Annotated in this window: 17 protein-coding genes; 15 read left to right on the forward strand and 2 right to left on the reverse strand. The window is 42.4% G+C overall.

From position 1 onward, the window contains the following. Positions 1-14 precede the first annotated feature (14 nt). From MKX98_RS05605 to MKX98_RS05630, 6 genes are all read left to right on the forward strand, one after another. Entirely contained in the window at positions 15-632 is a 618-nt protein-coding gene (locus MKX98_RS05605; RefSeq protein ID WP_339221929.1) for a Fic family protein, read from the forward strand. A 35-nt stretch (positions 633-667) separates the two neighbouring features. Continuing rightward, positions 668-2,266: a type I restriction-modification system subunit M gene (locus MKX98_RS05610; RefSeq protein ID WP_339221931.1), complete on the forward strand. Its 1,599-nt coding sequence runs from the start codon at positions 668-670 to the stop codon at positions 2,264-2,266. A 704-nt stretch (positions 2,267-2,970) separates the two neighbouring features. Then, complete coding sequence (locus MKX98_RS05615; RefSeq protein WP_339221933.1) at positions 2,971-8,835, forward strand: DUF3320 domain-containing protein; 5,865 nt, start codon at positions 2,971-2,973, stop codon at positions 8,833-8,835. 248 nt (positions 8,836-9,083) lie between these two features. After that, positions 9,084-9,674 carry a hypothetical protein gene (locus tag MKX98_RS05620; RefSeq protein ID WP_339221935.1) on the forward strand — a complete coding sequence of 197 codons (591 nt, stop codon included), beginning with the start codon at positions 9,084-9,086 and terminating at the stop codon, positions 9,672-9,674. Positions 9,675-9,974: 300 nt separating this feature from the next. After that, positions 9,975-10,145, forward strand: coding sequence for a hypothetical protein (locus MKX98_RS05625; protein ID WP_339221937.1), 171 nt, complete (start codon positions 9,975-9,977; stop codon positions 10,143-10,145). A gap of 403 nt (positions 10,146-10,548) precedes the next feature. Beyond that, positions 10,549-11,109, forward strand: a complete 561-nt coding sequence (locus tag MKX98_RS05630; RefSeq protein WP_339224327.1) for a nuclease-related domain-containing protein — start codon at positions 10,549-10,551, stop codon at positions 11,107-11,109. Between the two features lie 88 nt (positions 11,110-11,197). Here the strand turns inward: MKX98_RS05630 and MKX98_RS05635 are convergent, their stop codons facing one another. Then, positions 11,198-12,058, reverse strand: coding sequence for a hypothetical protein (locus tag MKX98_RS05635; RefSeq protein WP_339221939.1), 861 nt, complete (start codon positions 12,056-12,058; stop codon positions 11,198-11,200). Positions 12,059-12,163: 105 nt separating this feature from the next. Between MKX98_RS05635 and MKX98_RS05640 the strand changes: the two genes are divergently transcribed. Then, positions 12,164-13,243, forward strand: a complete 1,080-nt coding sequence (locus MKX98_RS05640; protein ID WP_339221941.1) for an endonuclease NucS domain-containing protein — start codon at positions 12,164-12,166, stop codon at positions 13,241-13,243. Then, positions 13,233-13,961 (forward strand): hypothetical protein, encoded by a 729-nt coding sequence (locus MKX98_RS05645; protein ID WP_339221943.1) that lies wholly within the window; start codon positions 13,233-13,235, stop codon positions 13,959-13,961. Before MKX98_RS05640 ends, MKX98_RS05645 begins: the two co-directional genes overlap by 11 nt. Before the next feature lie 32 nt (positions 13,962-13,993). On the opposite strand, the gene MKX98_RS05650 is transcribed toward MKX98_RS05645, so the two are convergent. After that, entirely contained in the window at positions 13,994-14,245 is a 252-nt protein-coding gene (locus MKX98_RS05650) for a helix-turn-helix transcriptional regulator (RefSeq protein ID WP_007131103.1), read from the reverse strand. Positions 14,246-14,405: 160 nt separating this feature from the next. On the opposite strand from MKX98_RS05650, the gene MKX98_RS05655 reads away from it, so the two are divergent. From MKX98_RS05655 to MKX98_RS05685, 7 genes are all read left to right on the forward strand, one after another. Then, positions 14,406-14,897, forward strand: a complete 492-nt coding sequence (locus MKX98_RS05655; RefSeq protein WP_339221947.1) for a hypothetical protein — start codon at positions 14,406-14,408, stop codon at positions 14,895-14,897. Between the two features lie 329 nt (positions 14,898-15,226). Beyond that, on the forward strand, positions 15,227-16,435 hold the full coding sequence (locus MKX98_RS05660) for a WXG100 family type VII secretion target (protein WP_339221948.1): 1,209 nt from the start codon (positions 15,227-15,229) through the stop codon (positions 16,433-16,435). 2 nt (positions 16,436-16,437) lie between these two features. Continuing rightward, complete coding sequence (locus tag MKX98_RS05665) at positions 16,438-16,785, forward strand: hypothetical protein (protein WP_339221949.1); 348 nt, start codon at positions 16,438-16,440, stop codon at positions 16,783-16,785. 205 nt (positions 16,786-16,990) lie between these two features. After that, positions 16,991-17,350 (forward strand): hypothetical protein, encoded by a 360-nt coding sequence (locus MKX98_RS05670; protein ID WP_339221951.1) that lies wholly within the window; start codon positions 16,991-16,993, stop codon positions 17,348-17,350. A gap of 370 nt (positions 17,351-17,720) precedes the next feature. Continuing rightward, complete coding sequence (locus MKX98_RS05675) at positions 17,721-17,930, forward strand: hypothetical protein (RefSeq protein ID WP_233354758.1); 210 nt, start codon at positions 17,721-17,723, stop codon at positions 17,928-17,930. A 208-nt stretch (positions 17,931-18,138) separates the two neighbouring features. After that, positions 18,139-18,354 (forward strand): hypothetical protein, encoded by a 216-nt coding sequence (locus MKX98_RS05680; protein WP_194541077.1) that lies wholly within the window; start codon positions 18,139-18,141, stop codon positions 18,352-18,354. 654 nt (positions 18,355-19,008) lie between these two features. Further along, entirely contained in the window at positions 19,009-19,377 is a 369-nt protein-coding gene (locus MKX98_RS05685) for a hypothetical protein (protein ID WP_194541078.1), read from the forward strand. Positions 19,378-19,541: the final 164 nt, after the last annotated feature.

Consider the following 19,541-nt stretch of genomic DNA (forward strand, 5'->3'; position numbering starts at 1 on the left):
AGGAGGATTAAGTTATGGCTTTAGAAAACAAGTTAGGGATTACCGACTCTTCGGAACTTGCTCGTATGGAGGAAAAAGTCAGCAAGCAAAAAGCTCTTGAAATGTTTGAAACGGGTTTGTTAGATACATTTGAGGTCGGAACATTTAAGTCATTATCCGAGATTCACAAGTGTCTGTTCGAAGACATTTATGACTTTGCCGGAAAAGTACGTGATGTAAATATTGCAAAGGGCGGTTTTCGTTTCGTACCCGTTATGTACCTTGAAGCAGCACTTGATAATATTGCAAAAATGCCGCAATCCACCTTGGACGAAATCGTAGAAAAATATGTTGAGATGAATGTGGCTCATCCCTTCAGAGAGGGTAATGGAAGAAGCATGAGGATATGGCTAGATACCATATTAAAAAAGGAACTGAGGCAAGTTGTCGATTGGAGCAAGGTTGATAAAGAAGATTATATGCTTGCCATGGAAAGAAGCCCCGTTAAGGACGTTGAAATCAAGCTGCTTCTTAAAGCAGCTCTTACAGATAAGATCAATGACCGTGAAGTTTATATGAAGGGTATCGACGCAAGCTACCTTTATGAGGGGTACAACGTATATAAAACGGAAAACCTCAAAAACGAGCAGTAAATGTGATGATTGATATCTAGGAGGATTACAACATTATGAGCAATAAACTACAAACCATTACAACAAAACTGTGGGCGATGGCAAACGAGCTTCGTGGAAGCATGGATGCTGCAGAATACAAGAACTACATTTTAGCCTTTATGTTCTATCGTTATCTGTCCGAGCATCAGGAACGATATCTAGTTGAAAATAATATTCTTGATGTTGCCGAAGGCGAGTCGATCAATCAGGCTTATTTAGAGCAAGCGAAGGGTGACGATTTGAATGACTATCTGGAGGATATCTCCTCAAGTTTGGGTTATGCCATTGCACCGCTTGATACATGGGCATCCTTAGTTGACAAAATTGATAACAGTATGGTGATCCCAAGTGATTATCAAACGATGTTTGACAACTTCAATAAGAACGCTGTATTAAACAAAGAAGCCGTGAATGATTTTCGTGGTGTGTTTAACGACATCAACCTTGGAGACTCTCGTCTTGGTTCTTCTACAAATGAACGTGCGAAATCACTTAACCGGATCGTAAAGCTGGTTGATGGTATTGATTACAAAGGTGAAGATGGCCAAGATATTCTTGGCGCGATCTATGAATATCTAATTGGTCAATTTGCAGCAAGTGCAGGTAAAAAAGGTGGAGAGTTCTACACACCTCATGAAGTTTCTAAAATTCTGGCTAAAATCGTCACGGATGGTGTGGAAGAATCGGATAAGACTTTTGCGGTGTATGACCCGACTTGTGGATCTGGATCCTTGCTGTTAACCGTTCAAGGGGAGCTGCCTGGTGGAGATAAGCCAGGGGCGATTAAATTCTTTGGTCAAGAAAAGAATACGACAACCTACAACTTGGCTCGCATGAACCTGATGATGCATGGCGTTTCATTTAACAACATGACGCTGTCTAATGCGGACACGCTTGAAAGCGATTGGCCTGACGGACCGGATGAAAAGGGAATCGACCGCCCGCGCTCTTTTGACGCTGTGGTTGCGAATCCCCCTTACTCTGCGCATTGGGACAATAGCGAAACAAAATTGAAAGACCCGCGTTTTAGTGAATACGGTAAACTCGCTCCTAAAACCAAGGCAGATTATGCCTTCATTTTACACAGCTTGTATCATCTGAATGATACGGGAACCATGGCGATTGTATTACCGCACGGTGTCTTGTTCCGTGGTGCAGCAGAAGGTGTGATTCGCCAAACCATTATTGAGAAAAACTACCTTGATACAGTTATAGGGTTGCCTGCCAACTTGTTTTATGGCGTAAGTATCCCGACTACGATTCTGGTATTCAAGAAAAATCGGAAAACAAAAGACATCTTGTTTATCGATGCAAGCAAAGAATTTGAAAAAGGCAAGAATCAAAATAAACTTACGGATAACAACATCAATAAGATTATTGAAACGTTCCGAAATCGTGTAGATGTTGATAAATATGCTCATGTGGCATCGCTTGAGGAAATTAAAGAAAACGAGTATAACTTAAATATTCCTCGCTATGTGGATACGTCTGAAGTAGAGCAAACCATTGACCTGGATGTAGTGATTAAGCTATTAGAGCAGGACAAACAAGAAATCGCTGATCTTGAGGCTAAGATCAATGAACAGTTGAGAATCTTGGGTGTTAATGTGTAAGAATTGACGAAAAAGGGTCAAGGATATTAGGTTGGAGGAAATATATACAGAGAGGAAAGAACGATGATACGATTCGTTACAACTCCTCTCCATTTCTATCCATCATGGTGTTTTCCAACGAATTAGACAGTGATACTTTAGGGAAAAAAGTCGCAGAGGCGAGGATGAGTCTCTATATAAACATGTTTATTTCGGTGATCTATTTCTTAACATGACGCGTGCGTGGCAAGGAGCATTCGGAGTTATAAAGTCAGAAGGGATGGTAAGTCATAAGAACTTGTACCGATAAAACAAAAAGCCGCTAAATTAGCGACTATCTATATGAGAGCAGTTCTTGTCTCTGACTATCGCCATTTACGAAGGCTTATAATCTGCAATTGAATTTAACTTACTGATATTAACTATTCGCATCGATTGTTGCTTTTATAACCACTTCAATAATCAACTGCAATATCAGCCAATAGCTTTTTTGCATTAGATTGACTCGCTTAGATTTTTTGAAAAAACATCACCAATAAATAGGCAAGGATACAAACTTCCAGCTTTCTAAAGATGATTCGTCTTTTACGAATCATCTTTTATTTTCTCGTATTTTCATGTCGAATAAAGCAGATACACCCATTATTTAGTGTTATTATAGAACTAATTGGAAATCGTTGTAGGTCTATAGGACTGAGAAACAAGAATTATAGGAGGCTGCGGAAGTGGAAAGCAGAATATCATGCGAATGGTTATATAGCGAAATCGTGAACTACGCTATGCAGCAGAACCATGTTCCTGTTATGAAGAGCATCATCTTAACAAATACAACGGGTGAAGATATCAAGGGAATCACAGTGAAGCTAGAATCTGAGCCGCAATTTGCATATGAATGGAAGAAGGATTTTGACATGCTTCCAGCAGGGCAATCCTTGGACATGGGTACGATTGATTTACATATGTCGACCTCATTTTTGGGAGATTTGTCGGAACGCATATCAGGTACATTGACATTGACGGTATGGCAGAATGACACCGAATTGTTCAAGCAACGCGGCTCGATTTCCGTCCTAGCCTTTGATGAATGGAGTGGACTTGCCGTATTGCCTGAGATGACCGCTGCTTTCGTCACGCCGAATCATCATCAAGTGGCCGAGATCGTACGGGAGGCGGGCACCATTCTGGAGCAATGGTCGGGAAGCCCATCGTTTACAGCTTATCAGAGTAAGGATCCCAACAGGGTACGTATGCAGGCCGCTGCAATCTACTCGGCTTTGCAGAATCGCGAGATTTCCTACTGTGTAGCTCCTCCTAGTTTTGAGTTGATCGGTCAGCGTATTCGTCTTCCTGAGACCATCTTCACGCATGGCCTGGGGAATTGTCTGGATCTTTCCCTGCTATATGCTGCTTGTATGGAGGCCGTGGGTCTACATCCCCTGATCATTTTCACGAAAGGGCATGCGTTTGCCGGAGTCTGGCTTGTAGAGGAGACGTTCTCGGAGACGGTTCAAGATGATATATCGTTATTAACGAAAAGGCTCGCAGCGGGAATAAATGAAATCTGCGTGGTGGAGTCTACGGCTATGGTGAAAGGGGATCGTATTCCATTTGATCAAGCGGCTATGCTTGCCGAGGAGCATCTGAGAGATCCCGATTCATTCGATGGCTTGGTCGATATTCGAAGAGCACGCGCAGCAGCCATACGACCGTTACCACTGCGTACGAAGGCGACAAATGGATGGGTCATTGAGGAGACTCGTGAGATGAAGATCCATGAAAGTGCTGCTCCGGAACTTCTGGAAGTGCTGGAAAAACCATTGGAAGTTGATTCGTTGCAGCCTACAACGCGGCAAAAGCAATGGGAACGTAAGCTGCTAGATTTGACGCTTCGTAATTCACTGCTCAATTTTCGCTTAACCAAGTCGAGCATTCCGCTCATTTCTGCTCAGTTGGGAGATTTAGAAGATGCGCTGGCTGACGGCGATGAATTTCAACTGTTGGCTAGGCCCAGTGACTGGGAGGATAACGGGCGAAACGCCAGCTTGTATCAAAGTGTGAATGCCAATCACCCACTCGTTAAACTGTTGCAGGAAGAATTCGTCCGGAGACGATTGAGAGCCGATTTGAATGCTCAGGACCTAGAGAAAAGAATTGTACATATTTATCGGTCTGCCCGAACTTCATTGGAGGAGAATGGGGCTAACACGCTTTTTCTTGCGTTGGGTCTCTTGAAATGGTATGAATCACCGGTTAGCGAACTTCCTCGATATGCGCCGATTGTGCTGATTCCTGTAGATATTTTGCGAAAATCTTCACGACAAGGATATGTCATTCGGGCGAGGGATGAAGAACCGCAGATTAATATTACACTGCTGGAGATGCTAAGGCAGGATTTCGGTATCGGCATTGATGGCCTGGATCCGCTTCCGAGGGATGAGAAAGGCATTGCCTTGAAACAGATCTTTAACGTTATTCAACATGCATTAATTCAAGTATCCCGTTGGGACATCGAGGAAACGGCTAATCTAGGATTGTTTTCTTTCGGGCAATTTGTAATGTGGAATGACATTCGCACGAGAGCTGATCAATTGGCCGAAAATCAAGTGGTGGCAAGCCTTATTCAGGGGCAATTACAGCTACAGGAATCTGTGGAAATCAAGCCCGAGCCGCTCGATGAGGAGCATCCGGCTCATTCTTTGATTCCGGTCAGTGCGGATTCTTCACAATTGTCGGCCATTCGCGCGGCGCTTAAGGGGCAAAGCTTTGTGCTGCATGGCCCTCCAGGAACCGGGAAGTCCCAGACCATTACGAATATGATTGCTAGTGCTTTGGCCAATGGGAAAAGAGTGCTGTTCGTAGCGGAGAAGATGGCAGCACTGTCCGTTGTTCAGCGAAGATTAGAACAAATCGGTTTGGGCCCTTTTTGCCTGGAACTTCACTCCAACAAAAGCACAAAGCGAGCAGTCCTTGACCAATTAAGCAATGCGATTGATGTGCAGCGGATACAGTCTGGCGAGTCATGGAAAAGACAAGCAGATCGCTTGTTCCAGTTGAGAGAGACGTTAAACGGTTATGTAAAAGCCCTTCATCGGAAACATGCTTTTGGCTTATCTTTATTCGAAGCGATATCGGAGTATGAGAGGGCGGGTGAAGCACCGGATGTCGTTACATTCAACGACGCAGCGATTGAAGGACTAGGCCCGGATACCTTGGTTAAATGGAATGACACTGTTGCTCAATTGATCGCAGCAGGCGCTGCCTTTGGAAATCCGGGCACGCACCCTTGGGTGGACTCTACGGTTACATCCTATACACAGGAGCTGAAGGCAAACGCAGAAGTATTAATAAAGAGCTACATCTTAGAGCTTGAGGGACGTCAGAAAGCGATGAATGAAGTGGTGAAGCATTTCAAATTTGGAGCTCTTCCGATGACTCAAGACAAAGTCTCCATACTTGCACAGTTGTGTAAGCTGGCTAGCCGTGTACCGGATATTAAACCTGCCCTCATGCAAGAGATCAATGTCGAAGAATCGGTCGAAAGGCTAAAGGCCGCCGCACTTCAGGGCAAACGCCGAGACGAGATTAGGGATCAAGTTGCCAAATTATTCACTTCAGAGGCTCAGAGTTTAGATGCCCAAATGATGTTGTCTACTTGGGATAGCTTGGAGCTAAAATGGTTCCTTCCGAAATGGGCTGGGCAGAATCGCATTTTAAATATGCTGAAGAAAATGACGGTTTCCGATCAAGGGATAGCCAAGCAGGATGTCAGATCTCACTTGCTGGATATCAATTCCCTGCAGGAAGAGGAACAGAAGTTAAGTCGAGCAAGGGAAGCATCCGCTCCTTTCCTTGGTTCCTCGCTGATTTGGGATGAAGAAGGCAAGTGGGACGACATCATGGAGACTTGCGAGTGGCTGAATCGATTGCATGCAGCGTTAACGGCTTGGTTTGAAAATACTTCCGATGCCCATCACGCAAGAACACATATTGCAGAATTTATGGTTGACCTTCGTAGGAATGCTGGTCTTAACCAATCGATACAGTCTGTACTCCGTAGTCATGAACAAGTGAAGGATCAGGAGAAGGAACTCCGCGATCTATTGCAGATTGACTTTGAGCGCATGGCACATCAGTCTCAGGATTTGGACTGGCACGATGATCTCCTGGAAAAAGCAAATGGATGGATATCTCATCTAGATGTATTGAGAGATTGGTGTACGTGGCGAAGAGTGCGATCGCAGGCGGAGGAGCAAGGACTTCTCCCGCTTATCATTCCATACGAAGAAGGGCGTCTATCTAATGACCAGTTGAAGGACGCTTTTGAACGTGGACTCTATAAAAAAATAGCGAATTACATCATTGCGCGTGATGAGCAATTCGTGTCATTCTCCGGCAATGTATTTGAAGAGACCCTTCTTCGCTTCAAAGAAGCCGACGAGGAATACACGAGACTAACCCAACAAGAAATTGTGGCCAGGCTTTCTTCGAGAGTCCCTCAAATGACGCAGGAAGCATCGCAAAGCTCGGAAGCCGGCATTCTTCAGCGGGCGATTCGCAGCGGAGGGAGAAATATGTCGATTCGCAAACTGTTTGAACAGATTCCGAATTTGCTACCGCGATTAGTGCCCTGCATGTTGATGAGTCCGATTTCTGTAGCACAGTACCTCGATCCTGAACGGTCCCCATTCGATATGGTGATATTTGACGAAGCCTCTCAGGTGCCTACGGCACAAGCGGTTGGGGCACTGGCAAGGGGGCAACAGTCTGTCATCGTAGGTGATCCGAAACAGCTGCCACCAACGAGCTTCTTTTCGAAGAGCCGTCAGGAAACGGAGGAAGAGGAACCGGCGTTGCAAGACATGGAGAGCATATTGGATGATTGTTTGGCGCTTGGAATGCCGGAGCGACATCTGACCTGGCATTATCGCAGTCGGCATGAAAGCCTGATCGCTTTCAGTAACGCTCATTACTACGAAAATAAGTTAATGACCTTCCCATCCCCGGATGAACCCGTTTCAAGTGTGAAATGGTGCCCTGTCGAAGGATATTATGATCGGGGACGTACGAAACAGAATCGAGCCGAGGGCGAGGCTGTCGTTGCTGAGATTATCCGCCGCATTAAGGATCCGGTCTTACGTCAACAGAGCTTGGGTGTTGTCACGTTTAGCTCCATTCAGCAAACCTTGATTGAGGATATGCTTGAAGAGGTACTGAAGCAAGAACCGGAAGTGGAAATGCTGATGATGCAAATGTCGGAACCCCTATTCATCAAGAACCTTGAGAATGTTCAAGGGGATGAACGGGACGTTATTTTGTTCTCAGTAGGATATGGGCCAGATGCAAACGGTAAGGTAAGCCTGAATTTTGGCCCGTTAAACCGGCAGGGAGGTTGGAGAAGGTTAAATGTCGCCGTATCAAGAGCTAGGTACGAAATGCTGGTCTTCTCAACACTGCACGCCCATCACCTGAATGCGAGCAGGATCAGCAGCGAAGGTGTACTAGGCCTAAAAGCGTTCCTTGAGTATGCGGAAAAAGGAAAACGGATCCTGCCTGCAAGCGAGGCGTCATCTCAAGCGCTTCAGGTTTCGCATGTTCACCGAAGTCTGGCCGCTGAATTGAAAAAGCGCGGATACCAAGCAGATCTCTATGTCGGGGCATCGGGATATCGCATTGATTTAGCGGTATTGGACCCTGAGTCCGATCATTATGCATTAGGGATTCTGCTTGACGGACCGATGTATCAAAATGCAGAATCTGCACGGGATCGAAATATTTTGCGGGAAGAAGTCCTTAAGCAGCTTGGCTGGAATTTGTTGAGGGTGTGGAGTCCGGATTGGTGGGACAATAGAGAAGGCGTAATGGACCGTATTGTGGAAGCTGTTAAGCGAGGAAGAGAGGTCACGAAGTTACGGGTTCAGTCCCAAGCTGAAGTAGCAGTGACTCATGAACAAGTGACATTTGATCGTTTACAGAATCCTCCGGTAAGCAAGGATCATCATGTTCAACCTGCACAGCCTCAGAAACCGAAAGAGATGCAGCCTTACCATGTCTGCGTTCTGGATGCTGTTTCTTTAGGGGCGGATTGGTTTCATTCCCCTGAATCGACGGAGCTCATTTTGGGTCAACTCCGAAAGGTCATTCAAGAAGAAGGGCCCATTAGCCGGAGTTTACTTACAAAACGTATTTTACAGGCATGGGGCATTACCAGACTTGGGGCACGATTGGATCAGAGGTTTACAGATTTGTTGATGAAGATACAGCCTGAACATACGGAAGTGAACGGAATGACCTTCTTCTGGCCAGAGGGAATAAAACCATACGAGTATGGCATTTACAGGGTAGCCACAGATGACGCTCAGCGACGAATGGCCGAGGATTTACCGCCGGAAGAAGTAGCGATTGCCGTGAAATCCATTCTGTCTTCTCAAATTAGTCTTCCTTATGATGAGTTAACGAAACAAGTGGTTAAGGCGCTCGGATACGCTAGATCCGGCAGTGCTCTGGAGAAGTCGATTAAATCGGGGATTCAAAGAGCTATTGAGCTTGACTTCGCTTATGAAGATGAAAATCAACGGGTGGTTGTAAAGTGAGAACCAAATGGACTTGTTTGGTCTTTAGATTAAATGCAAGGATATTCTCTAAGAAGGGTACGATTAACCGCAGGCTGCTTAAAAGCAGCCTGTTTCTTAACTTTTTAAAGTAATGCTTTATTTAACTAAATGAGAAGTATCAGAACAGAAACCTAGTATTGGTGGATAGATATATAAACGGGGATGCAGAATTATTAGGGAATCAATACTTCTTCAATCAATATTTCATTAATCTAACGGAGGATTTAATGACCACTACGAATATTTCCAGAAAAGAAACTCATAAAAGGGGAAAACATAGTTTTATAATTGAAAAATGCCTTGGATTCATCTGGAACAAAATAATATGGGGGATAGTTCTTAGTGTCTTTATTAATTTAGCAGCATATAGTTTTATAACGAATAATCACAAAACATATATGACAACAGAGGAAAACATAAAGAAAAGGTTGACCAATACTATAACTGCTGCGATTGGGCTCGATAGTGTGAAGAAAATAGAGTTTTACTATAAGATTAAAGGTTATGAATATAATGAAAGGTTCGGAATTACTTCTGCAAACTATGCATTTTTCCCGGTCGATCCTGCATTGAGGATTGAAGATTTTAAAGCTGTAATAAATAAAGATCAAGAAAGCGATTTAGATAAAATAAAGATTTCAAATGACCGAGGTCCTTATGGTTATGGTATTGAGATCTATGATAGAAATACGAATGAACTTGTAAATAACTTGTATTCGCTTGAGATAACTGAGCGCGATGAAGTTGAAATCAGAGAGATTATAAAAACAGAATCAACATCAAAGTTAGCAAAATGGTTCCTAGATACCTTCAAATAACAAACTTCTTTTGAAAATAGCTTTCCCGTTCAAGAAGAACCCTGCATTTCTAATGATTTTGGATGTTATTCAATAGGATCGTTTGGTTGTTAAGCCTTCATGACAACACGATATGGCTGCTCATCGAGGAGCCAATTTTTTTATGACTGAGAATAATTAAATTACTGGGCCTATCGATTCAATTTTCTTGGAAGGATTTTCTGATTTAATATAGTTCCGAACTTACGTTTGGTGGCATTCCTTCGTCACCGCTATTCTTTAAACTATGGATAAATGAGGAATTAGTGATGGAGGAATCCCATGAAACAAAGAAACCGTGCAATGAATTTGGAGATTAAACAAGTCATTGAGAAGTTAGGTTTAACGAGTGATAAAGTAACAGAGTTTTATGAGGAAATGAAGGCGAAGTATGGGGAAGGAGAGCAAAAATCCGAAGAATGCTGCGATTCCGGTACACATAAAGAGGATTAAACATTATAAAGATTTGGTTCTATGTCATTCGTATTAAGTCATTGGTAATGGTGGTGAAATTAAAGAACAATCTGCAATGGTTCTATAGAAGGGATTCATAGATCTCTGGCGAATGGATGTATATGTTGATGAGGAGCGTCGATTGATGTTCTGATAACGATTAAGAGGAGTGGATAATTTAAAGAATCATCCAGGCTAGTGCGAATCACTTGAAGGCGCTTATTCTCCACAATATATAAGAACGGAGCTCCAATATGCTAAAGAAATTAATGTCAATATTCAAGTCCAACACTCCAGATAAGAAGAAGCCTTCCCACCTAGTAAAAACAAGACATCCAGCAGCAAACCTAAGCCTAAAGTTCAGCCAACCCGTATCGGAGAGCTGGGAGAGCATAAGATTAACATTCAGCTAGATCAGCTCCCAAAAGGGTGTAAATACGTAAGTGATTTAATGGTGGCAAATCCGAAGTCCCGTACAGGGTATTCGCAGATCGACCATGTAGTGATTACTCCGCATGGATTGTTTGTCATTGAGACGAAGAATTACAACGGAGAGATTAAGGGGACCAGAGACAATAAGTCATGGTCGGTAAGCAACCGATTCAAAATGTACAACCCGTTTATGCAGAATTACGGCCATATTCAAGCGATTAAAAGCTTAGTCCCCGACTACCAAGAGAGCCGATATATATCACTCGTTTCCTTCACGATGCGTTGCCGATTTAGCGTGGACCCAGAATTGAGAAAAATCCAATCGGATGAGCTCATCGTGTACGATGTTGAACTATCCGAATATATTCAGCGTAAAATGAACCGGATTCAAGCCGAGAAGACGGAACCCGTTCTAACAGAATCGGATATTCTGAAGATCTATCAATCTCTGAACGAAGCCAATATCACTGATCCCAAGGTTCGGGCTGAGCATGTAGAGAAGGCAGGAAGTGCCGGGAAGGCAAAGAAATAATCAAAATATAATTGCCGCTGTACCACTTATGGAAGTGGAGAGCGGCAATTTTAATGAAGGAGGTTAAACTTAAAAGTAGACAATGAACTTAGTAAACTGGTTGCATAAACACTTTATCCACATATTTATAATAATCGAATAATCCTTGAGATCCATAAGGGGCAATGATTTCATCACCATCAAGCACTATGTACGATTGACCAGTAATTGATAATTCCTGCTTGATTGGATTGATTTTCTGCAAGTCCCCAACGGTTGTAAAGGAATAAACCCAAATGCTTAAGTCAATTATTGAGTTGCCAGCTGTGACGATTAATTCGCTAATGCCATCTTGATCAAAATCATGGAGAGCAGCTTGTATTTTATAACCCTCCTGTAATTCCCCGTATTCGTCGAATACTTCCGTATCCATACCATACAGGTCAAGTTGCCAACCCACGGAAGTAAAAGGGAAGATCATCACAGCCTTGGTCCCGTTAGGGTGATCTAGTCCTAGAACTAATTCAGCCTCCGTTGTACCAAATCTTATAGGCAAAGTCACATCGGGCGCACCAGGCTTCCACTCAACTTGAGATAAATTCTTTCCTTCAGGAGAACGAATTAATGAGTCAGACGTGGGAATATCTAGGGGGGCCTGATCGGGCTGTGTCTCAACATTATTCGGTGTATCTTCTTGCTGACTATTGTGTGAAGTAGTTGTTGTTTCCTCGTTGTCAGGTGGAATGTTTAAGCTATCATCCCCCTTGTTCTTTTGTTCCTGAGGCTGTTCTTCCTTGCTCTGTAATGCTTGGGAAGTATTTAATTGGTCACTTGTTTTCCCACAGGCAGATGTCACTGCAAGGATAAAAATAAATGCGATTCGTATTGCTAGTTTTTTCATTTCTTGATTTAGTCCTTTCTGATAACATGTAGGTATTATTATCCAATAGGGATTGGCAATATTATCCATTATATTTGATCGATAATATTTGGAAAGTATTTTATTAATCTTTTATCGCCAACGTTCTTGAGTGATGTAATCATGAAATACTGATAGGAAAAGGAGCCAGCTCATATGCCCATCGAACTAGGAGTGTGGAAAATCAATGAAAAGGTGGAGAAGATCCATTTTTCAAGTATAGAAACCGAGCGCAAGCTCGAGGATGTCATCGCCGATGATATTAGCATTATTAATCCTTCTTTGATGCTTATCGGTAGGCAGATCAGTACGGCGTTCGGTAAATTCATTGACATCTTAGCGATGAATGCCGAGGGTAATTTGGTTGTGATTGAGCTTAAGCGTAACAAGACGCCTCGTGAAGTTGTTGCGCAAACGCTGGATTATGCCTCCTGGGTTCAACAGCTAGATTACACGGATATCATTCGTATTTATAGTGATAAAAATCCAGGAAAGCAGCTGGAGCAAGAGTTTGTAGATCATTTCAAGACTGATTTTCCTGATGCCTTAAATGAGCTGCATGAATTAATTATCGTATCAGCTGAGCTGGATCCGTCCACTGAACGCATTATTAATTATTTGACGACCTTCGGTGTACCTGTTAATGCTCTCTTCTTCCATTATTTCAAAGATGGAGATAACGAGTATTTAGCTAGGAACTGGCTTATTGATCCCAACCAAGTAGAAGCGAAAGCTTCCAGCGTGACGTCCAAAAAGACAGGAAAGGCTCCTTGGAACGGAAAAGACTATTACGTTTCGTTGGGAGACGGAATTCATCGGAACTGGGAGGATTGCAGACGATACGGCTTCATTTCGGCTGGACAAGGAAGGTGGTACAGCAATACACTGAATCTCCTTAAGCCGGGTGCTCGGATCTTTGCGTGTATTCCTAAGGTAGGTTATGTCGGTGTAGGTATTGTTGCCGATGAAGTGGTGCCTATTAAGGATTTTCAAGTGCTGGTCGAAGGGGAGAATAAACCACTGCTCGAGGCCGACTTACAGGTCAGCATGGATAAGGATGTCGATGACCCTGATCTCTGCGAGTATGTGGTGCGCGTGGATTGGATTAAGACGCTTCCGAAGCATGAAGCTATCTGGGAAAAAGGGATGTTCGCGAACCAAAATTCCGCATGTAAATTGAGAAACCAATTCACGATCGAGCGTCTGACAAAGCATTTTCAATTAGATGAGGAGTAATAGATTAAATATCTTTAAAGAGGAAGTTTTAAACGATGAACATAAACCCCAACTTGATGAACTATTTGGGCAATGGAGAATGCACGATGCGTGCACCGAGGGGATTTTCATTCCGGATGGGTATGTGGACGAGGAAGCATGGTCAGTAGCAACGCTTAAATTGATGGTACTGCTGAAAGAGGTTAATTCTTCGGACGCCGGGTGGGACCTGCAGCAGTTCGTAAGAGAGAAGGGGTATCTAAAAGAAAGCAGTACCTGGCCAGTACTCCTGCGTTGGACGTATGGGATCCTGAATGGATTCCCAGATTATAGCGAAGTTGAGAAGCGTTATCTAGACGTCAAGGAAGAAGCGGACGAGTTTCTTCGGAAAGTCTATTTTGCAAATGTAAAGAAGATTGCAGGTGGCGCCAAGGCCAATCATACAGATGTCGAGCGCCATATACAGGAGACTGGCGAGCTTCTTCTACAACAAATCAGGGTCGTCAATCCCGATCTGGTTCTATTCTGCGGCGATGTTATATTCCAAGGTGTCCATGAACTATTGAAAAGATCTGGCCCCCATATATTTGAGCTTAAGCAGACTTCCGGCGGCCTGGAGTACATCATGTGGGCCGATATCCAAACGGTCTTTATTCGTTATCATCACCCTAACGCTTACTATCCAAGAGCGATGTCTTATACATATTTGATGAAGGAGATTCAGAAAATACTTTCCTAATCTTTAGTTGAAAAAGTCCGAGGGGGGCCCTCCTAGGTATCTAGTTTCATCTCCCTCTCATAATCCTCAATTAGAGCCGAAGGCTTAACATGAAGCGCCCTTGCTAATGCGGTAATCGTGAGCAGAGAGGGCGCTTTTTCGCCGTTCTCCAGCTCACTGATATAGGACCGGTCTACACGGGAATAGAGGCTTAGCTCATCTTGGGTAAGTTTCTTCTCTTTCCGAAGGTTTCGTAGAGCTCTGCCGAAGGCAAGCAATTCTATGGATTTCTCACTATTAGCCACGTTGGATAACCCCTTATTTGATAGTTAAACTAATCTTATGTGGCTCTATAAGGGAATTTCTGTAGGCTATTGCCTACAAAACAAGTGATATAATACAGATAATGGAAACGGTGATTTGGATTACTAGATTATATTCTTCGTAAATGGGAGTGAAGGGAATATGAAATCAATGGTAACCAGTAATGCCAGTCTAAATGCAGATCTCTCAACCTCCCAACATAAGAAAGAAGCAGGCTGCTTTTACCAGGATATGATTGTTCTTCATGCCAGCTGCTCACAAGAATACATGAAATTATCCATGCATTTTTTGGATAGAAAGCTGCTTTACGTCAGTTTATTATTATGCAACAGGGCGTTAAAATCCATGTTAATTGCCCTATATATAAAGGAGGAGGGAAGGCAGCCTATGTCAGACATTTTACTAGAAGATATGCTACGGATGTTCCCCGAAGGCTCCGGGATGAATGCCGAGTCGTTGATATTTATACAATCTTTATCCTTTTTGTCACAGGAGAGCTCTTTGATCAGTAAAATGAAGCCTACACATCTAATGAACCTGATCAAGAGAGTGGATGAGCTCCTTCTCCAAATATCCAGCCTGCTAGAATTGCCTTACCAATCATACCACTCCGTTTTAAAATATAGGACCTAAAGACAAGGACAAATCATTCTTTTCTAAACATTTTCAGGGTAAGCAAGGGCGAGAATAATGAAGGATAAATAAACCCATCTATTCGCCCCCTTTCTTAAGGTATGTCATGTCCGTGACTCCCTTCATCCTCCCACCTATAATAATGGTCATATTACTGAAAACCTCGCTCCTAATAAAGTCCCGTATCTAACTGAGAAAAAGATCCTAGTTTTAAGTGACATAGCAAGGCCTTGAGAACCTTTTCCATATAATTCAAGTGAAGTAAAATATTTAAGTTAGCTATGATCGGAGATCGGGTTCAATCCCGAAAGCAAGATGGAGAGGTTGTTATGAGTAGAATTTTGGTCACACCGGAGATGTTGCTGCGCGTTGCAGAGCAATGCTCCAGGGCGCATGAACAGCTGGAAGCAATGATACACATGCTGAACCAGAACATCCATATGCTGGAGTCTGGGTGGGAAGGTACGACGAGATCCCGTTTTTACGCGGATTTTCAGCAGGCGCATCGGGAGATGACGCAGACCACGGAGCATATCCATCGGACAAGCTTGGAGCTGAGAGGGATTGCCCAACGATTTAAGTCAGCAGATGAGCGGGGACAACCGATCCAAGTTGCTGGGCATGTGCTGGGAGCATTCCCTATGATGAGGGGTCCCGCAGGCCATAGTGCCGTAGAGGATGCCGGGAGAAAAGCGGAGGAAGCCTGGAATTCGGTGCAGCAGGAAGCCGGGAAGGCATGGGACACCGTGAAGCAAGAAGCAGGGGAACTATGGGAGGGCGTAAAGATCGGAGCCGCCCAGTTAGGGAACTCGTTAATGGATACGGCGATATCCTTGTACGAAGATCCGCTTGGAACCGGGAAAGAGATGCTTTATAATGCAACCATCGGGACGGTCGAGGATATTTGGAACACGGGGATATGGGCCGGCAGAATGCTTTTTAGCGATGAGTATCGCGAAAAAATTGCCGAAGACGTGAAGGCAGAAGTCGATTCAGCAGGCGGCTGGTCCAAATATTTGGGACAGGGGGCGGCTTTGATTCTTGGAGAGGCTATCCTCAACCGTGCTGGAATTAGGGGTAGAGGTCCGCTGAATAAAAAGCATGATGATCTTGGTGGCGGTAATGGTAGTGGTAGTGGTAGTGGTAGTGGTAGTGGTGCCGGTGATGATAGCGGCGATCGTGGCGGCGATGGTAATAAGTCGGGGGATGAGGGTACGGGTAAAGCCATGGGCAGCATGATCAACGACATACGAACAAAGACACCAGATCAATTGCTCAACGAAGGCTGGCAGGATGTAACTGATCCAAGGAAAGCCGAGAATACCATGTCTCGGGAATATTATAATCCTGAAACAGGTGTAAAAATTAGTTATGATCCAGGAAAGAAAGGTGCAACAGGATTTGAAGCGGTAGACCATTACCATATCCACAATCCGAATTATACCGATAAAAAAGTCGATTATTATTTTGATATTGACGGAAATCCTGTGGGGAAAGGTTCGAAAGCTTCTCATATTGTAATAAAGGACGGTGAGTAAGTATGAAAATAGCTACTTTTATTGAAGAATACGATCTACATGACAGCCTATTGGAAAATATTAGTATTAACGGCGAGAAACTGGTTCTCGATATCGATCTCTGTAATTGGAGACAAAAAAATTACAGCCCCGACGAAGATGAAATGAAATTAATTAAGGTTACTTTTGAAAATGTACAAAGGTATCATTTAGATTCAACAAATGATACGGTAGATTCCGATTCAATCTTGGAGATCAGTTGTACGGATGTGGATTCTTCTTCAACGTCGAAAGACATAAAAATCGTCTTTGAAGGTGAAGAAGATATAAAAATAATGACATTTAGAAGTGATAATGTAACCGTAGAGTAATTAGTATAACCTTGATCGAGTGCTCGTCACTCAGTCAAGGTTTTTCTTTTGCCCTATATTACCCTCTTCAAGCTAGATATGTGAGGGAAGTTACTTTAGACTTTAACATAGGAATTGACAAGTTTAGTGGTTCTCCAACAAATATTATGACTGTATTAACCGATAAGCATGGAAATCTAGTTACTGCTACACCGGGAGTGATAAAATGAAACTCAAAGGAAGTAAACAAGAACAAGAATTCAGAAAGGAACTAGAGGGTTCGAATTTGGTTTTGGCTAAAGACGGAAAAGTCGAATTAATAATGAATGTGTTAAAAGATACTTTTGGAGAATTAAAAAGTGCGTATATTTTGAATTGGACACCTGAACAAGGCGAGGATATATACACTATTTTGGTTGACACTGATAAAATCGCTAAAGTTGAAATTAGTAGAGTCAATCAATCGGAAGTTCCTTTAATTGAAACTTACAATCTGAAGGATTTCCAAAAACAGTTGAGTAAAGTATTTCAAATTAAACTAGCCGTGGCGATTGATTTAGCGAAAACGGAACATCAGGAAGGTTAGAAAAAAATATTAAAGGTATAGAAGAAGCTCATATTAAAGAGAAAAATGTGAAGTAAGTGGCTAAGAGGACTGGCTACCAGTGCCGAGTGAGATGGGTAGTAATGTTCAATCAGATTTTACAACCTAAATATCACTATTCCGTTACATCAAACAGGTTATTATAGTCAGATGCTACCATGATTGACCTGTTTTTTTTGTAATTCCTAGACTATACTTTTACTGCTGAATTTGGAAAAGGAGGGAGTTAATTCTGGCCGTTTCAGCAATAATTCTAGCACCACAAAACGAATTTGAACAACATTTCAGTATTCCAATAGCTACACAAAATTTCTTTGAAACATACTGGATACCTGCAATTGAGTCAATAAATATGGAGTGGATTGTGGGTATTAGGTATGGAATAGATGTCACAAAAGAAGATGCTGTTTGTTTGATACATGAACTTAGTTTACTTAAAGACTGGGCACGAAAAAACTTACAGGATGATGTGCAAAAACAGATGCTATCTAGAATTGAACTTCTTGAAACTAAGCTTCCTACGGCTTTTCAACGAGGAGATGCATTGGTTTTTATTGGGTAAATAAATGAATCCATAGTTTCCCCTGGCCTGTCGAGTTCCGTGGTATGTTTCTACGAAAGATTTATGGTTTCTGGATAGGAAAATGCTAGCAGAGTTACTTAAATTAAAATCTTCTCACTGAATCAAATACATTTATAGTCCTTATCTCATTATATGTAAATATCGATAAAAGAGAACTTTGAATTTTTGAGAATAATGGAGGGAAGAAATGAGTGATAATAAAATAACCATACTGTCTGAAAAGTTCGAGAATGAAAAAACTGGTGAACAAGTCGAAGGAATAACGATTATGATAGATGGCAAATTAAAAAATATGTTAGACATAATCATTGAAAAAGAGGGCGGATACAATAACTATACAGAGGTAATTAAAGATATAGTATTTGCTGGCATAAATCAATTTGTCGAAAAGCACAAGAGTTAGAACCCCGCTTAGGCACTGCACCTCTTATTATGAAATCTTGATAGGCTACGTGCCTTTCAAGGTTTTTTTCATTGTTGGCGGTGGATGACGAACGATGTCATCATTCAACCAACAGTGTAACCCATGTTACACCCGTTCAAAGGTTTCGCCATTTTATTTGTACGCACATCAAATGCTTTTAGTTTTATAATCTGAATATCGCTATTCCTTTACCTCAAACAGGTTGATCATAGTCTATACAACCGTAATTGACCTGTTTCGGTTATGGTCGTTTCTTCAAATTTCTTAAATCAATCGCAACTGTCAGGTATTGAGGATATTGCCACAGTAGTGCCTTTGAGAAATCGTTCTACATGGAATCCAGATACAGAGGTATTCGATGTTACCCCGTCTAAAAATGCTTATGATAAAGTTATAGCTGACTGAAGACAAAAATTATTTCTGGGCAGCAGATATTGACAATATCAATCATGAGTATGAATTTATTTTTAGATTTGTAATAGAGTACTTTAAGGAAAATAGTGAGGATTACTTATGGTTTGATGATGCCGATTGGTATTATTCTGCTGCTGATATATTAAAATTAAGCCAAATGCCCTATAACTCTGAGTGGTGCAGTAAAAAAATAGTGTGAAATAACCCATATCCAATAAGGTGGCGAATGACTTTGAAGAGACCCTGGAAGATCATAGCATCCGGTTTTATTGGCATCGTTTTTCTTGTCGTTATGTTGTAGGTGCCTATATCAATAATATCGGATTCCATAACTTAAAGCTCATGTACACGTTGAGTACTACGGAGAAATTAATAGTTCCAATGGATAAAGTGGGGCATTATCTGGCAAGAGAGGATCGTTCCGTTGGGCTTCTAAAAGAGCGACTGAACAGTAAAGGATGGAGCTATGTCGAGCAAGAAGGCTCTAATTATTTTTTTGAAAAGGGAAATGAAGAATCATTTGTTACCGTGCAGCAATGGAATCATAAATATGTCATTTATCAGGTTAAAAGGGGAATGAAAAACTAGATAAAATCGTAAGTGACTATTTTAACAGTTAAGAGTGACCAACACTTCTGATGAAACTCAGAGGTGTAAGGAATGACAGAATCAATAAAATAGGTCGTTCTACTCCGCCGGACGGAATATGCCTCATACATATCGAAAAGCCGCGGTATTTCGCGGCTTTGATT

This window comes from Paenibacillus sp. FSL W7-1332 (assembly GCF_037969785.1).
Lineage (GTDB): Bacteria > Bacillota > Bacilli > Paenibacillales > Paenibacillaceae > Paenibacillus_AQ.

What these genes read in the sequence shown, in the direction of transcription:
- MKX98_RS05635 (WP_339221939.1), bottom strand. Translation starts at nt 12,058, where the DNA reads ATGGATAATATTGCCAATCCCTATTGGATAATAATACCTACATGTTAT.
- MKX98_RS05680 (WP_194541077.1), top strand. Translation starts at nt 18,139, where the DNA reads ATGAGTGATAATAAAATAACCATACTGTCTGAAAAGTTCGAGAATGAA.
- MKX98_RS05660 (WP_339221948.1), top strand. Translation starts at nt 15,227, where the DNA reads ATGAGTAGAATTTTGGTCACACCGGAGATGTTGCTGCGCGTTGCAGAG.
- MKX98_RS05640 (WP_339221941.1), top strand. Translation starts at nt 12,164, where the DNA reads ATGCCCATCGAACTAGGAGTGTGGAAAATCAATGAAAAGGTGGAGAAG.
- MKX98_RS05670 (WP_339221951.1), top strand. Translation starts at nt 16,991, where the DNA reads ATGAAACTCAAAGGAAGTAAACAAGAACAAGAATTCAGAAAGGAACTA.
- MKX98_RS05645 (WP_339221943.1), top strand. Translation starts at nt 13,233, where the DNA reads ATGAGGAGTAATAGATTAAATATCTTTAAAGAGGAAGTTTTAAACGAT.
- MKX98_RS05620 (WP_339221935.1), top strand. Translation starts at nt 9,084, where the DNA reads ATGACCACTACGAATATTTCCAGAAAAGAAACTCATAAAAGGGGAAAA.
- MKX98_RS05655 (WP_339221947.1), top strand. Translation starts at nt 14,406, where the DNA reads ATGAAATCAATGGTAACCAGTAATGCCAGTCTAAATGCAGATCTCTCA.
- MKX98_RS05625 (WP_339221937.1), top strand. Translation starts at nt 9,975, where the DNA reads ATGAAACAAAGAAACCGTGCAATGAATTTGGAGATTAAACAAGTCATT.
- MKX98_RS05610 (WP_339221931.1), top strand. Translation starts at nt 668, where the DNA reads ATGAGCAATAAACTACAAACCATTACAACAAAACTGTGGGCGATGGCA.
- MKX98_RS05605 (WP_339221929.1), top strand. Translation starts at nt 15, where the DNA reads ATGGCTTTAGAAAACAAGTTAGGGATTACCGACTCTTCGGAACTTGCT.
- MKX98_RS05665 (WP_339221949.1), top strand. Translation starts at nt 16,438, where the DNA reads ATGAAAATAGCTACTTTTATTGAAGAATACGATCTACATGACAGCCTA.
- MKX98_RS05675 (WP_233354758.1), top strand. Translation starts at nt 17,721, where the DNA reads ATGGAGTGGATTGTGGGTATTAGGTATGGAATAGATGTCACAAAAGAA.